The organism is Mariniflexile jejuense (assembly GCF_042675665.1).
In the GTDB taxonomy this organism is placed as follows: domain Bacteria; phylum Bacteroidota; class Bacteroidia; order Flavobacteriales; family Flavobacteriaceae; genus Mariniflexile; species Mariniflexile jejuense.
This window is the reverse complement of record NZ_JBHTJI010000001.1, coordinates 1,205,249-1,221,291: the sequence shown is the minus strand read 5'-3', so window position 1 is coordinate 1,221,291 and position 16,043 is coordinate 1,205,249. Positions and strand designations below refer to the sequence as shown.

12 protein-coding genes are annotated in these 16,043 nt (G+C 31.6%); 8 read left to right on the top strand and 4 right to left on the bottom strand.

What is annotated here, in order from left to right:
• Positions 1-29 precede the first annotated feature (29 nt).
• From ACFQ1R_RS05235 to ACFQ1R_RS05200, 8 genes are all read left to right on the top strand, one after another.
• Complete coding sequence (locus ACFQ1R_RS05235) at positions 30-1,112, top strand: LptF/LptG family permease (protein WP_379925065.1); 1,083 nt, start codon at positions 30-32, stop codon at positions 1,110-1,112.
• The gene (locus ACFQ1R_RS05230; RefSeq protein ID WP_379925064.1) at positions 1,099-1,995 is read left to right on the top strand and encodes a DMT family transporter; all 897 of its coding nucleotides are present in this window, start codon (positions 1,099-1,101) and stop codon (positions 1,993-1,995) included. Before ACFQ1R_RS05235 ends, ACFQ1R_RS05230 begins: the two co-directional genes overlap by 14 nt.
• 158 nt (positions 1,996-2,153) lie before the next feature.
• Positions 2,154-3,107 carry an acetyl-CoA carboxylase carboxyltransferase subunit alpha gene (locus ACFQ1R_RS05225; protein ID WP_379925063.1) on the top strand — a complete coding sequence of 318 codons (954 nt, stop codon included), beginning with the start codon at positions 2,154-2,156 and terminating at the stop codon, positions 3,105-3,107.
• A 168-nt stretch (positions 3,108-3,275) separates the two neighbouring features.
• A complete protein-coding gene (gene dnaB / locus ACFQ1R_RS05220; protein WP_379925062.1) occupies positions 3,276-4,817 on the top strand; it encodes a replicative DNA helicase in 1,542 nt (513 codons plus the stop codon).
• A gap of 161 nt (positions 4,818-4,978) precedes the next feature.
• Complete coding sequence (locus tag ACFQ1R_RS05215; RefSeq protein ID WP_379926311.1) at positions 4,979-6,163, top strand: asparagine synthetase B; 1,185 nt, start codon at positions 4,979-4,981, stop codon at positions 6,161-6,163.
• Positions 6,164-6,306: 143 nt separating this feature from the next.
• Positions 6,307-7,257 carry a helix-turn-helix domain-containing protein gene (locus ACFQ1R_RS05210; RefSeq protein ID WP_379925061.1) on the top strand — a complete coding sequence of 317 codons (951 nt, stop codon included), beginning with the start codon at positions 6,307-6,309 and terminating at the stop codon, positions 7,255-7,257.
• A 153-nt stretch (positions 7,258-7,410) separates the two neighbouring features.
• A complete protein-coding gene (locus ACFQ1R_RS05205) occupies positions 7,411-11,370 on the top strand; it encodes a LamG-like jellyroll fold domain-containing protein (RefSeq protein WP_379925060.1) in 3,960 nt (1,319 codons plus the stop codon).
• 150 nt (positions 11,371-11,520) lie between these two features.
• Positions 11,521-11,943, top strand: a complete 423-nt coding sequence (locus ACFQ1R_RS05200) for a secondary thiamine-phosphate synthase enzyme YjbQ (protein ID WP_379925059.1) — start codon at positions 11,521-11,523, stop codon at positions 11,941-11,943.
• 82 nt (positions 11,944-12,025) lie between these two features.
• Here ACFQ1R_RS05200 and rplT read toward each other — a convergent pair whose 3' ends face one another.
• From rplT to thrS, 4 genes are all read right to left on the bottom strand, one after another.
• On the bottom strand, positions 12,026-12,370 hold the full coding sequence (rplT, locus tag ACFQ1R_RS05195; RefSeq protein WP_379925058.1) for a 50S ribosomal protein L20: 345 nt from the start codon (positions 12,368-12,370) through the stop codon (positions 12,026-12,028).
• Positions 12,371-12,524: 154 nt separating this feature from the next.
• Positions 12,525-12,722: a 50S ribosomal protein L35 gene (rpmI, locus tag ACFQ1R_RS05190; protein WP_132219486.1), complete on the bottom strand. Its 198-nt coding sequence runs from the start codon at positions 12,720-12,722 to the stop codon at positions 12,525-12,527.
• Positions 12,723-12,809: 87 nt separating this feature from the next.
• Positions 12,810-13,358, bottom strand: coding sequence for a translation initiation factor IF-3 (gene infC, locus ACFQ1R_RS05185; protein ID WP_379926310.1), 549 nt, complete (start codon positions 13,356-13,358; stop codon positions 12,810-12,812).
• A gap of 29 nt (positions 13,359-13,387) precedes the next feature.
• A complete protein-coding gene (gene thrS / locus ACFQ1R_RS05180; RefSeq protein WP_379925057.1) occupies positions 13,388-15,322 on the bottom strand; it encodes a threonine--tRNA ligase in 1,935 nt (644 codons plus the stop codon).
• Positions 15,323-16,043 lie beyond the last annotated feature (721 nt).

Below are 16,043 nucleotides of genomic sequence, written 5' to 3'. Positions count from 1 at the left end.
TTAATTTCACTAACAACCGAAATACCAAATTGAAAATACTAGACTGGTACATACTAAAACGTTATTTGTTTACATTTTTTATGATGTTACTACTTTTTGTGCCTATTGGTATTACGGTACATCTTGCAGAAAAAATAGGAAGAATTTTAGAAAATGAAGTACCATTAGGAGAAGTACTCATCTATTTTTATGATTTCACCATTTACTTTGCACACTTATTATTTCCGTTGTTTTTATTCTTATCTGTTATTTGGTTTACTTCAAAATTGGCTAATAACACCGAGGTTATTGCATTTTTAAGTTCTGGTGTATCTTTTTCTAGATTTTTACGTCCATATATGATAGGTGCTTCAATAGTAGCAATACTATCAATAATTTTAGGCTTGTTTTTAGCACCTAAAGCCAGCGAAGGATTTAATGATTTTGGATACAAGTACTTAACAAAAGGTAAAACAGCTTTTGAAGAAACCGATCAAAATGTGTTTAGGCAAATTAATGATAACGATATTATTTATGTAAGCAGTTTTGATGTAGCTAATAAAAACGGAAGTAATTTTACTTTAGAACATTTTGAAAAAAATAAACTTAAGTATAAAATAACGTCAAGCAATATAAAATATGTTGAAGAAGATACTACCTACAGATTAGTTAATTACGTAAAACGCAAAGTAGGAGTAAATGAAGATGAACTAGAAATTGAACCAACCAAAGACACACTTTTTGCTTTTGATGTAGATGATTTAATACCAGTTATTTACGCCGCTGAAACAAAAATGTATGGCGATTTAAAACGATTTATAGCTAAAGAAGAAGCCAGAGGTTCTTCAAATGTTGGGCGTTTTAAATTAGTGCTTTATAGAAAATGGAGTTTACCAGTTTCCGTTTTTATTCTTACTATTATAGCAGTGGCTGTATCATCCATAAAGCGTCGTGGTGGTATGGGGGTAAATTTGGCAGTTGGTATTTGTATAGCTATGGTTTTTGTTTTTTTCGATAAAATTTTCGGTGTAATGGCCGAACAATCCGATTTTTCTCCCTTAGTAGCTGTTTGGTTTCCAAACGTTATTTTTGGAATTTTAGCCATTTATCTTCTACAAAATGCTAAGCGTTAAAATAAAAAATCATGTTCACCTTCATTTCTTAGTTTTTATAGCTGGTTTCACCGCTATTTTAGGCGAAATAATAACTATTACGGCTATTCCATTAGTTTGGTTTCGTATGCTAATGGCTTCTATTTTAGTGCTTATTTATATTAAAATAGCTAAAATTGATATAAAAATTAGTCCAAAGGAACTAGTTAGGTTATCTATAGGTGGCATCATTATAGCGCTACATTGGATTACTTTTTTTGGTGCTATAGATGTTTCAAACGTATCAATAACACTTTCTGTTTTTTCTTGTGGAGCTTTTTTTGCTTCTTTAATAGAACCTATAATTTATAAACGCCGTATTATTTGGTATGAAATTTTGTTTGGAGTTATTGTTATAATTGGTGTTTTTATTATTACAAAAAGCGAAATAAAATATATTACTGGTATTATATTAGGCATCGCATCAGCATTTTTTTCTTCACTTTTTGCTGTGCTAAATGGTAATTTTTTAAAAAAACATTCAGCAACAGTTATTTCTTTTTATGAATTTTTAAGTGGTGTTTTCTTCATTTCAATTTATATTTTAGTTTTTGGCGGTGGTTTTTCAACAGCGTTTTTTAGTTTAAGCACGCCAGATTTTAGTTATTTATTCATTTTAGCATCTATTTGTACAGCCTACGCTTTTATTGCAGCAGTACATGTTATGAAAGTCATTAGTCCGTACACAGTAGTTTTAAGTTATAATATGGAACCTATTTATGGTATTATTTTAGCTGTTTTACTATTTCCTGAGAAAGAATCAATGAGTACATCTTTTTATTATGGTGCTATAATCATAATCACCACGGTATTGTTAAATGCAATCCTTAAAAATATACGATTGTTAAAACGAAGGTTTACCTAATGTTATATTAAAAACAAAGTTTTTACAATTTATTTAAGAATGCTTATTTTTGTATTCAATTAAACGGAACCAACATTTTTAGATTTTTCTTAATTTAAAATGAAAAAATATGTAGGTTTGTACACTAACTTAAGATTAATAGCCAAAACAAAATTCTCATGGAATACTTAGAATTTGAACTCCCAATAAAAGAATTAGAAGACCAATTGCAGAAATGTAAAGTAATTGGTGAAGAAAGTGAAGTAGATGTAACTGAAACGTGTACTAATATTGAGAAAAAATTAGCAGATACTCAAAAAGAAATATATAAAAACTTAACACCATGGCAGCGTGTACAAATGTCTCGCCATCCTGATAGACCTTATGTGTTAGATTATATTCGTGCTATTTGTGGCGAATCGTTTTTAGAATTGCATGGCGACCGAAGCTTTAAAGATGATAAAGCAATGATTGGTGGTTTAGGTAAAATTGGCGACCAAAGTTTTATGTTTATAGGCCAACAAAAAGGATACAATACTAAAACACGCCAATATAGAAATTTTGGTATGGCAAACCCAGAAGGGTATAGAAAGGCATTGCGCTTAATGAAATCTGCCGAAAAATTTGGTATTCCAGTTGTAACACTTATTGATACTCCTGGTGCTTATCCTGGTTTAGAAGCCGAAGAGCGCGGACAAGGTGAAGCTATAGCAAGAAATATTTTAGAAATGACCAGATTAAAAGTGCCAATTATTACTATTATTGTAGGTGAAGGTGCTTCTGGTGGCGCATTAGGTATTGGAGTAGGCGATGTAGTTTTAATGCTTGAAAACACTTGGTATTCTGTAATTTCACCAGAATCGTGTTCATCTATTTTATGGCGTAGTTGGGAATTTAAAGAACAAGCTGCTGAAGCTTTAAAATTAACAGCTATTGATATGAAAAAACAAAAGCTTGTTGATGAAATTATAAAAGAACCACTTGGTGGTGCTCATAGAGATAGAGAAAAAACATTTTTAGCTGTTAGTAATGCTATTGAAAAATCATTCAACGAACTAAAAAACTTATCACCAAAAGATTTAGTTGCAAAACGTATGGATAAATACTCTAATATGGGTGTATTTAAAGGCTAACACTTTAATAACATACAACATACTAAAAACTGAAACCTAAAGTTTCAGTTTTTTTTGCGTTATTCACAATATTTGTAAGTTATTAACAGTTAAAATGTTAACGACTAGTTAACAATCACACCTTAATTTTTAATTAAAAACAATTACTTTTTAGTTACTTTCGCAGTTATGAAGCAACCCGACCAAATTAAAGGATATAAAGTAGATAAAAGCACCTTAATCAGTCTTGAAAAAGGAAAAATACCACCTCAAGCCCTTGATTTAGAAGAGGTTGTGTTGGGTGCTATGATGATTGATAAAAAAGGAGTTGATGAAGTTATTGATATTTTAAGTCCTGATGCTTTTTATAAAGAAGCACATCAACACATATTCCAAGCTATATTTCAGTTGTTTGAAAATAGTGAACCAATTGACTTATTAACGGTTTCTTCCCAATTAAAAAAGAATGCTAAATTAGAATTTGCTGGAGGTAGTTTTTATCTAATTTCATTAACGCAAAAAGTATCATCATCAGCGCATATCGAGTTTCATGCACGTATTATTTTGCAGAAGTTTATTCAACGTAGTTTAATAAAAATTTCAAGTGAAATAATTGAAGATTCTTATGATGAAACAAAGGATGTTTTTGATTTATTAGACGCTGCTGAATCAAAACTATACGAAGTTACCCAAGGGAATATTAAAAAATCGAGTGAAACTGCTCAAGATTTAGTAATTCAAGCAAAAAAGAAAATTGAAGAAATTTCTAATAAAGAAGGTTTAAGTGGTATTCCTACTGGTTTTACTAAATTAGATAAATTAACATCAGGTTGGCAACCATCCGATTTAATTATCATAGCAGCACGTCCTGGTATGGGTAAAACGGCATTAACCTTGTCTATGGCAAGAAATATTGCGGTTGACCAAAATATACCAGTAGCTTTTTTCTCTTTGGAGATGGCTTCCGTACAGCTAATTACCCGTTTAATTTCAAGTGAAACAGGTTTGTCTTCAGAAAAATTAAGAACAGGGAAACTTGAAAAACACGAGTGGGAACAACTTAATGTAAAAGTTAAAGGTTTAGAAAAAGCGCCACTTTTTATTGATGATACACCATCGCTTTCTATTTTCGATTTACGTGCAAAAGCGCGCCGACTTTCATCACAACATGGTATTAAACTTATCATGATTGATTATTTACAATTAATGACGGGTGGTAGTAACCATGGAGGTAACCGTGAACAGGAAATTTCTATGATTTCTAGAAACCTTAAAGCCTTAGCAAAAGAGTTAAATGTTCCTGTTATAGCACTTTCACAATTATCACGTGCTGTTGAAACGCGTGGTGGTAGTAAACGCCCATTGCTTTCAGATTTACGTGAATCTGGTGCTATTGAACAAGATGCGGATATTGTGAGCTTTATTTACAGACCAGAATACTATAAAATTGACGAATGGGATGATGAAGAGCGTTCACCAACTGAAGGTCAAGGCGAGTTTATTGTAGCAAAACACCGTAATGGTGGTTTAGAAAACATTCGATTGAAATTTATTGGGCATTTAGGTAAGTTTGATAATTTAGATGATTTTGATTCACCTTTTGAGTTTCATTCTAAAATGAATGCAGCAGCCAATGATGATACGTTTAAAACAGATGCCTTTAAAGCAAGTCCAGACCAAGCATTTGGTAGTTCGTTTAATGACGACGATGATAATGATGTACCGTTTTAAATCTAATCTTCTGTTAAACCAATTCGGAAAGGAGAAAAAATTAAGTATCTTTCTTGTCTAATTTGAAATACGCATTTTCATTGAATACGAGAAAACTCATTATTATTTTTTCATTTTTCATTATTAATTATAGTGCTTTCGCATCCTACATTCTTATTCCTATGGATGCTGATAGCCAAAAAAACCACTTAAAAGCTTACGGTTTAACCTATTGGACGCTTAGCAAAGAGCTTAAAGTAAAATGGTTATTAAACTATCGTGGTGGTTCTTTTCTATTACCAGATACCCAAGAAATTCAACGAGAATGCCAAATAAGAGGTATTTCATTTGAAGTACTTTCAGATGCTAAAACTGAAAGTATTTTGGAAGATATAAGTAGCCCTAGCCAAAATATGGAAGCTGTTATTTTAGAAAAAGCACCTAAAATAGCAGTATATACCCCAAAAGGTAAGTTGCCTTGGGATGATGCCGTAACAATGGTTTTGCAATACGCAGAAATTCCTTATGAAACCGTTTATGATGAAGAAGTTTTAAATGATGGACTTTTAGCATTCGACTGGTTACACTTACACCATGAAGATTTTACAGGACAATATGGTAAATTTTATGGCGCTTACCGAGCAGCATCTTGGTATATTGAAGAAAAAAAAGAAGCTGAAGCTTTAGCTATTAAACTTGGTTATAATAAAGTTTCAGATGAAAAGTTAGCAGTTGCTTTAAAAATTAGAGATTATGTTATAGGAGGTGGTTTTATGTTTGCTATGTGTAGCGCAACTGATAGTTTTGATATTGCTTTATCAGCCGAAGGTATAGATATTTGCGAACCCATGTTTGATGGCGATGGTAGCGATTCTGGTTATCAAAATAAAATTGATTATAATAAAACCTTTGCGTTTACCAATTATATATTAGAACGAAACCCCATGATTTATGAGTTTTCTTCAATTGATATGACTCAAAAACGTATGGTTTCTAAAACTTCCGATTATTTTTCTTTAATGGATTTTTCAGCAAAATGGGATCCAATACCAACTATGTTATGCCAAAACCACACAGCTTTAGTAAAAGGGTTTATGGGACAAACAACATCGTTTACTAGAGACGAAATTAAATCAAGTGTGTTAGTTTTGGGTGAAACCAAATCTAATGGAGAAGCTAAATACATTCATGGTATTAAAGGAAAAGGGTTTTTTACATTTTATGGCGGTCACGATCCTGAAGATTATCAACATAGAGTAGGAGATTCAAAAACCGAACTCGATTTACATCCTACTTCTCCAGGATATCGATTAATTTTGAATAATATTTTATTCCCAGCAGCAAGAAAGAAGAAGCAAAAAACATAAAATAGTAATAAGTGACGGTAACAAAAAGAATTAATAACTGGTTTAATTTAGTTAAACAAAGTTTTTTTACATATAAAGACGGTTTTTTTCAAATATCATATCTTTCTAATTCTCCTCAAATAATTATTGAGAGTTGTTCAAAAATGCCATTTGTAACACACAATATAAGTACTCAAACATTTCATTCAAACACACCATTTTTCGAAACTACCATAAGATATGCAGAGTTAGAAGAAGGTTTGTGGATTATGTACAACAATTTTTACTACAAAAATAATATTGTTTATAAGCCATTTTATGATAAGCATTCGCCTGCAACCTTTTACTATTTAACGTTTAATAAAATAGAAAACGAGTACCAAACAAACTTTTATGAATTTCAAGAATATAAAATTCAAAATTATTCCATCACACTTGTAAAACCACAAAAGGAATTTTTGTTTTCGCATTTTAAAGGTTCTAAAGAAAACATTGTTCTTTTTTTAGTAGAAGAGGCTTGGGTTAAAAAAAATATCATTAATTCTGGGTTGGTTAATAATGAAGTAAAGGAACTATTTTTAAATGATAACATAGAATACCTTAATTATCATTTTAAACAAGAAGAATTTGTAAGTAATTTAAACGAGTTTATTGCTGTTTTTGAATCTGTTGATATTCTGGATTTATTTGAATTAAAACGGTTATCCTATCAGTTTTTTAAACTTTTTTTCAATTTAGTTTCAGATAAAGACAAAGAAAAAGACAGCACAGAGTTTTATAAACTTAACAAAGAAGATATTTTAAAGGTTGAAAAAGTAGAACAGTTTTTACTAAGTAATTTGTATTTAAAGTTTTGTGGTATCGATTATTTATCAAAAAAATTCAATATCTCTCCAACTAAGTTAAAACATGATTTTAAATTAGTTTTTAATTCATCAATCTTTAAATATTATCAACAAAAACAGATGAAATTAGCTTTTAAGCTATTACAAGAAAATAATTTAACAATTAAAGAGTTGTCTCAACGGTTTGATTATGAGAATGTAAGTAAGTTTTCATCGGCTTTTAAAAAGTATAATAACCAGTTACCATCCAAAATAAAAAAGAAAGAATAGTATTATTTTAAAAGTAAATTTTAGTCTTTATATCGATTTATTTTGCTTATAATCGATAAAATATGTCTTTTAAGGATGTTTTATGTCTTATCGGGATATATTATAAAGTTTTTATATACATAGTTTTGTTTCTGTAATTTTTAAACCCAAATCATGAAACAAAAACTTTACTTTTTATTATTAGTTTTCTCAATTTGTTTCTTATCCAATGCACAGGTATTAGACCAGTCTAATTGGGTAACATCAACAGGAACAAATTTAGCAATCGAGCAATCAAGTAATCAAGGAATTCTTGGTCAAAGTTATACCGCCGATGTAGCTGGTACTTTAAATCAAATTAAATTAGATTTAAATATCTTATCAGCAGGTACAACGCTCGACTTTTCAATTTATGAAGGTAGTGGTAATTCAGGTACTTTATTAGGTACATTGCCATTAACATTTGTAAGTTCTTCTTTTGGAGAATATACTGTTGATGTATCGTCGCTAAATATTACAATTACACAAGGTTCAATGTACACTATTGTTTTAAGTAATGCTTCTAGCTTACTTTCTTGGGTATATACTTCTAGTAATTCTTATGCAAATGGAGAAGCTTATTTAAGTTCTAATGGGGGTTCGTTTTCTACAGCTGCGTTAGAAAATGTAGATTTTAGATTTAAAACCTATGTAACTCCAACTGTAACACCTGTTGCTGCATCGAATCTTAGTTTTGATGGTATAGATGATTATGTTGTTTTACCGAATCAAAATGATTTTAACTTTAGTAGCAATGCTTTTACATTAGAATTCTGGTTTAAATTAGCAGACTATACTAATATATCAACTAATCAAACTTTTTTATCAAAAGGAAACGCATGGAATGTTAGTATAGTTCCTTCGGGGAAAATTATATTTCAAGTTAGTTGGGCAGGTGTTGTTTCAACAAGTACAATAGAAGATAATGATTGGCATCATTGTGCTGTTGTTTTCAATAATTCAGATTTTAAATTATTTTTAGATGGAGTTTTAGAGAAAAATCCGTATTATGGAGGTCTTTCCTTACCAAGTAACTTTATAAGTGTAGCATTAGGAGAAAATCTTGAAGATACCAATAGATTATTTAATGGAAGTTTAGATGATGTTCGTATTTGGAATATTGCTCGCACTAATTCTCAAATTCAAGGTGCCTTTAGTTGTGAATTGAATGGAAATGAAACAGGATTAATGGCTTATTATAAATTTAATACTGGAAATGATGGTTTAAATAATAATGATATTCTTGCATTAAATGATAATTCTACTAATAATTATAACGGAACTTTTACAAATTTCGCATTAAATGGATTAACATCTAATTTCCGTTCTAATTCAATACTTACTAGTGGCGTTACAATTCCAGCTGCTCCAGTAGCTCAAGCTCAAATAGAGTGTTTATTAACAGGAGCAGATTTAACACCTGTACCAAGTGAAACTGTTAAATGGTATTACAGTCCTTTTTCTAGTGCAACATTAGACGAAAATACAACTTTATATAATGGTACATTATACTATGCAGTAGTTAATGCTAATGGTTGCGAAAGTGAAAAAACCGAAGTACAAATTGATATATTTGATGCACCTCAAGTAACTTCACCTATTGCTTATCAAATTAATGCATCAGCTTCACCACTTACAGCAATTTCTGATGGTACAGGACTGTTGTGGTATACATCTATGACTGGAGGCGTTGGAAGTACAACAGCTCCAACACCAAGCACAAGTGCATTAGGATCTACCGTTTATTGGGTTGCTAGTACAAACAATAATGGTTGTGAAAGTATAAATAGAGCTTCAATTGAAGTTTTTGTAACACCACCACCTCCTGCTAATGATGATTGTTCAGGAGGAGTTGCTTTAACGGTTGGTACTACTCAAACCTCTAACGCAGTAACTGTTAATTTAGGCGGAGCAACAAATTCTTCTACAGCACCAGAACCAGATTGTGGAGGTTATGAAGGTGGTGATGTATGGTACACAACAATAGTTCCAGCTTCTGGAAATTTAGTTGTAAAAACGTTTGGAACAAATCCTAATGATGATTGGAACACTGTTCTTGAAGTTTATAATGGTGATTGTAATAATTTACAATATATTGATTGTAATAACGACGATAGTAACTCAGATTTTTCTAAATTACAACTCTCTGGTTTAACTCCAAGTGAAACTATTTACATAAGAGTGTTTGAAAATTACACATCCTATTCAAATGCAACTTTTCAAATTTCTGCTTACGAATTGTTACCACCAGCTAATGATGAATGCTTAGGAGGAACTATGTTAACAGTAGGCACTAATAGAGCTTCAAATGCTGTAACAGTAAATCTAGGTGGTGCAACCGATTCTTCTTCAGCACCATCTCCAAATTGTAGCGGTTATAATGGAGGAGATACTTGGTATACAGCCGTAGTACCAGCTTCAGGAAATTTAACTGTTGAAACTTTTGGTTTTAACACTGAAGATTATTTGGATTCTGTTATAGAATTGTATATTGGTGATTGTAATAATTTAACGTATTTAGATTGCGCAGATGGTGGAGGAGATAATGGTTTTTCTAAATTAGAACTTTCAGATCTTACACCAGGTGAAACTATTTCTATACGTGTTTGGGAATATAGCCAAAATTTTGGCGGCGGAGAAGGAGAAGGTGGTTTTCCTGTAGTAGTTAAATCAGGTAATACTACCAAAAAAACAACAAGTAATCAAGCATACAATGAATCATTTTCTGAGGCAATTTTCCAAATTTCTGTTTATGAATTGATACCACCAGCTAATGATGAATGTACTGGAGGAATTGCTTTAACCGTAGGTACTACACGTACATCAAATGCCGAAACTGTTAATTTAGAAGGAGCAACATACTCTTATTCTGCTCCAACACCAGATTGTGATGGAAGTGATGTGGCAGATGTTTGGTACACCACTGTTATACCAGCTTCAGGATATTTAACTGTTGAAACCTTTGGATTAAATACCAATGACGATTGGGATACTGTTATTGAAGTTTATACAGGTGATTGTAATAATTTAACCTACGTAGATTGTGCAGATTATGGAGGTGATAATGGTTTTTCTAAATTAGAACTTTCTGGTCTTACACCAAATGAAGTACTATATATACGTGCATGGGAATATGGTGAAGTTCCATCAAACGCCATGTTTAAAATTGCGGTTTACGATGCAACCAATAGCCCTCATGCTATTAGAATAAATGATTATGAAGAAACATTAACAATAGATCATAATGCTTTATTTGATTTAACTAATGAAATAACTGTGGAAAGTTATGTAAAGCTAATCGATTATGAGTCTTATGCTCCAATAGTATTCAAAGCGGAAGATGAATCATTTGATAATGGCTGGTTATTAGAACTTGAAGATGAAAAGGTAGTATTTTATCCTCATGGATATAGTAATTTAGGTGTTACATCGGCAACTAATTTAGAGTTGCACACAACCTACCATATTGCAGCTACTTATGATGGTACAACTGCTAAAATTTATATAAATGGCGTTTTAGATGCTTCTGAAACACTTACATTAGGTAACATAACTAATAATACGTATCCAGTTGTTATAGGAAGTGATGCCGTAAGTTATTATGCTGCAGCAGAAATAGATTTAGTGAAAATATGGAATATAGTAAGAACAGAATCTGAAATTCAATCTACCATGAACACTTGTATTCCTTCAGGTACAAGCGGTTTAATTGCTCAGTACGATTTTGAAGAAGCTCCATTAAGCACTACGTTTATAGATAATTCCGGAAATAATTTAAATGGTACGTATTCTAATATGGAGTATTTCGATTGGACATTTGGAACTACTTGCGGTACTTTATCAGTTAGTAAAACACGAATTGAAAATGATATAAAATTATATCCTAATCCAGTTAATGATAACTTATATATAGAAGTAAAAGCATTAACTAATGTTTCAGTACAGGTTTTAGATATTAACGGAAGACAGATTACTGAAAAGAAATTAGTAGGTAGTAAAAATATGTTAGATACATCTAAACTTCAGTCAGGAATATATTTAATAAATATAAAATCTGATCAAGGTAGAATTACTAAAAAATTAGTAAAAAACTAAAGATTTAATCTGATTAAAATTGAGCAGCCATATTAGAAATAATGTGGCTGTTTTATTTTATAAAAATTCCATAATGTAATTAGGTTTCAACTTCAAAGTTTTAATGTAAATTAGTATATCAAATCAAGATGAAAAGTTTTAAATATATCTATGAAGTTTTTTCAAAACCAAATACAATTAGCATCAAAACCCAGAGGATTTCATTTAATTACAAATGAAGTTGTACAGGCAATACCAGAGATTAATCAAATTAAAATAGGGCAATTACAAGTGTTTATAAAACATACATCGGCAAGTTTAACCATTAATGAAAATGCCGATTATACGGTAAGAAAGGATTTTGAGAGTCATTTTAATGTTATGGTTCCAGAAAATGCATCTTACTATAAACATACTTTTGAAGGAGCTGATGATATGCCTGCACATATTAAAGCGTCTTTACTAGGTGCTTCAATACAAATACCTATAACCAACGGAAAATTAAATTTAGGAATATGGCAAGGTATTTATTTGTGTGAACATAGAGATTATGGAGGCTCTAGGCAACTAGTAATAACAGCTTTTGGAGTATAAAATAAAAAAATCCGATTCAAAACGAATCGGATTTTCTATATATTAAGCGAATATAATATGTTTTACAATAGGCGAAAACGCCTTATTTTACTTTCTCTATTACGGCTTTAAAAGCCTCAGGGTTATTCATAGCTAAATCTGCTAAAACCTTACGGTTTAGTTCAATATCATTAGCTTTTAATTTTCCCATAAATTGAGAATAAGATAATCCATGTTCTCTGGCACCTGCATTAATACGGGCAATCCATAATGCACGGAATGTTCTCTTTTTTGCTCTACGGTCTCTGTACGAGTATTGCATCGCTTTTTCAACCGCATTTTTTGCTACTGTCCAAACGTTTTTACGACGTCCGAAAAAGCCTTTTGCTTGTTTTAGAACCTTTTTTCTTCGGGCTCTTTTTGCTACAGAATTTACTGATCTTGGCATAATTTTAATTGTTTTTTTGTAGTAGGCGGTTAATTCAGTTGTTGGTCTTAGGTTATTAGTTGTTCGAAACTTTTAACTTTTAACTTTTAACTTTTAACTCTTTTTATTGCCTAACTCCAGGGTTTATAATTTATTTTAACCGGTTAAAAAGTTGTTACTTTAAGCGTAACATTATTTTAACATTATTCTCATCCGCCTTATCTACTAAGGTATCATGCGTTAGAGCAAGCTTACGTTTTTTAGACTTCTTTGTTAAGATGTGACTTTTAAAAGCGTGCTTTCTTTTTATCTTACCAGTACCAGTTAGCTTAAAGCGTTTTTTGGCACTAGATTTTGTTTTCATTTTAGGCATTTTCTTTTCCTAGGTTTTAATTATTTCGCTTAATTACGTTGTGCTGAATTTATTTCAGCATCTTATTTATATAAGATATTCTTTTATCTATTTTTTTGGAGCAATAAACATAGTCATACGTTTACCTTCCAGTTGTGGCATTTGTTCTACTTTACCAAATTCTTCAAGATCTTGCGCTAATCTTAATAATAAGATTTGACCTTGTTCTTTAAAAATGATTGAACGCCCTTTAAAAAACACAAAGGCTTTTAATTTAGCTCCTTCTTTTAAGAATTTTTCAGCGTGTTTCTTTTTAAAGTCATAGTCATGATCATCCGTTTGTGGACCAAAACGTATTTCTTTAATAATAACTTTGGTTGCTTTCGCTTTAATAACCTTATCACGCTTCTTTTGTTCGTAAAGAAACTTTTTATAATCCATAACCTTACAAACAGGTGGATCCGCGTTAGGAGAAATCTCAACTAGATCTAATTCTTGTTCAGTTGCAATTCTCATAGCATCACCTTTTGTGTAGATACCAATTTCTACATTGTCTCCAACAAGGCGTACCTTTTGTGCAGTAATCTTAGAGTTTATGTTGTGTTTGTCCTCTTGTGAAACCCTTTTGGCGGGTTGCGATTTTCTTCTAATTGCTATGGCGTTATATTTTTAAGTTAAACTTATTTTTAAAACGATTTTAACGTTTTGCTTATTTCTGTTTTTATAATTTTTGAGAAGTCTTCTATAGAAATCATTCCTAAATCTTCTCCACCATGCTGTCGCACAGTTATTTTGTTTTCGTTTTCTTCTTGCTCACCAATAATAATCATATACGGGTGTTTTTGCATCTCTGCTTCCCTTATTTTCTTACCTATAGTTTCATTCCTATGGTCAACAAGGGCGCGAATTTCGTCATTTTCTAGCAAATTTAAAACTTTTTCAGCGTATTTTTCATATTTCTCGCTAATTGACAGTATAATAGCTTGCGTTGGCATTAACCAAAGTGGGAAATTACCAGCAGTATGCTCTAATAAAATAGCAATAAAACGTTCCATGCTACCAAAAGGTGCTCGGTGAATCATCACCGGTCTGTGTAGCTCATTATCACTTCCTTTATAGGTTAGGTTAAAACGCTCTGGTAAGTTGTAATCAACCTGAATGGTTCCCAATTGCCATTGTCTGCCTAATGCATCTTTCACCATAAAATCCAGTTTTGGCCCATAAAAAGCAGCTTCACCAGTTTTCACAGTATAATTTAAGCCTTTATCAATGGTAGCACTCAAAATAGCATTTTCAGCTTTTTCCCAATTTTCAAGACTACCTATATATTTATCAGGGTTTTCAGGATCTCTTAATGATACCTGCGCCGTAAAATTTTCAAAACCTAACGATCCAAACACATAAAGTACCAAATCTATTACATTTTTAAACTCAGCATCCAATTGGTCTGGTGTACAAAATAAGTGGGCGTCATCTTGAGTAAAACCTCTTACGCGCGTTAAACCATGTAATTCGCCACTTTGCTCATATCTATATACGGTACCAAATTCAGCATAACGCTTTGGTAAATCTTTATAACTCCACTGGCTGTTATTGTAAATTTCACAATGGTGCGGACAGTTCATTGGTTTTAAAAGAAACTCTTCACCTTCTTTTGGAGTACTTATTGGCTGAAAACTATCAGCACCATATTTAGCATAATGTCCAGAAGTAACATACAGTTCTTTTTGTCCAATATGTGGCGTTACCACCATTTCATAACCAGCTTTCTTTTGAGCTGCTTTTAAAAAGTTCTCCAAACGTTCGCGTAAAGCAGCACCTTTTGGTAGCCATAATGGTAAACCTTGACCCACTTTTTGCGAAAATGTAAACAGTTCTAATTCTTTTCCAAGTTTTCTGTGGTCACGTTTTTTAGCTTCTTCAAGTAACTCTAGATATTCAGTAAGGTCTTTCTGCTTTGGAAACGAAATACCATATATACGTGTTAATTGTGGGTTATTTTCATTTCCTCTCCAATATGCACCAGCAACACTCAATACTTTTACAGCTTTTATAATGCCAGTGTTAGGTATGTGACCACCACGACACAAATCTGTAAACGTTGAATGGTCACAAAATGTAATAGTGCCATCTTCAAGATTTTCTATAAGCTCTGTTTTATAGGGATTACCTATATATAGCTGTAAAGCTTCCGCCTTAGTTGCCGAACGCATTTTGAATTCATGTTTACCCCTAGCAATTTCCAACATTTTATCTTCAATCGCTTTAAAGTCTTTTTCTGAAATAGGCTTATCGCCAAAATCAACATCATAATAAAATCCATTCTCAATAGCAGGACCAATAGTAAGCTTTACTCCAGGATACAATTCTTCAACAGCTTGAGCCAACACATGGGCAGATGAATGCCAAAAAGCCGATTTACCTTCTGCGTCATTCCAAGTGTATAAAATTAACGACCCATCTGTGGTCAATAATGTTTCCGTTTCCACAGTTGTACCATTAAAATTCGCCGAAATCACATTTCTAGCAAATCCTTCACTTATACTTTTAGCAACATCCATTGGTGTTACGTTTTCCTCAAACGTTTTCACGCTACCATCGGTTAATGTAATATGTATCATTAAAATAATTTAAATTCAGTTTGCAAAGATAGTAGTATAAACAAATACATACAATATATATATAAGTATAATTTTTATAAAATAATTAGCGAGTTGCTTTGTCTAAACTGTTAAAGTTAAGTTTTGATCCTAAGAAGTCGCATGTATATTACTTTGATTATTTCTCTACAAACTCTAAGAGGTGGAATTTATTAAAGGTCAATTACAAACAAATAGCAGTAAAGTTATTTTACATATAGTAACTTTCCAATTTTAAACGTTACAATATTCACGTCTAAATAACCAATAAGGAAATTTAGCGTCTTAGGGAGTTATAAATACACCAACTAGCAAGCAATAAAGTGTATGCTTTGTACAAAAATCACTCAATTTTCAGTAAAATACCCATTAATATATGACAATCACCATTTGTAACACCTTGAAAACCATTTAATAAAAAAAAAGATAAAAAAAAGGCAAAAAAAGTCATTGTTAAAAAGGAAAAGGGTAGTATGTTTGCACCCGCTAAAAACAGCATAGTATGTTTTAGGCTAACGTTCATAAACAGGTATAGATATTTTTTATTAGGAGTATAAAAGCTTCAAAAAAATAAATCAAAAAAATATCAAAAAACTATTGTGAGATAAAAAAAAGCATCGTAGGTTTGCAGCCGCTAAAAAGGGCAGTAGTCAACGAAGCGAAGTTCATAAATAGGTTGTAGGTATTAAGATTTAGGTTTTGA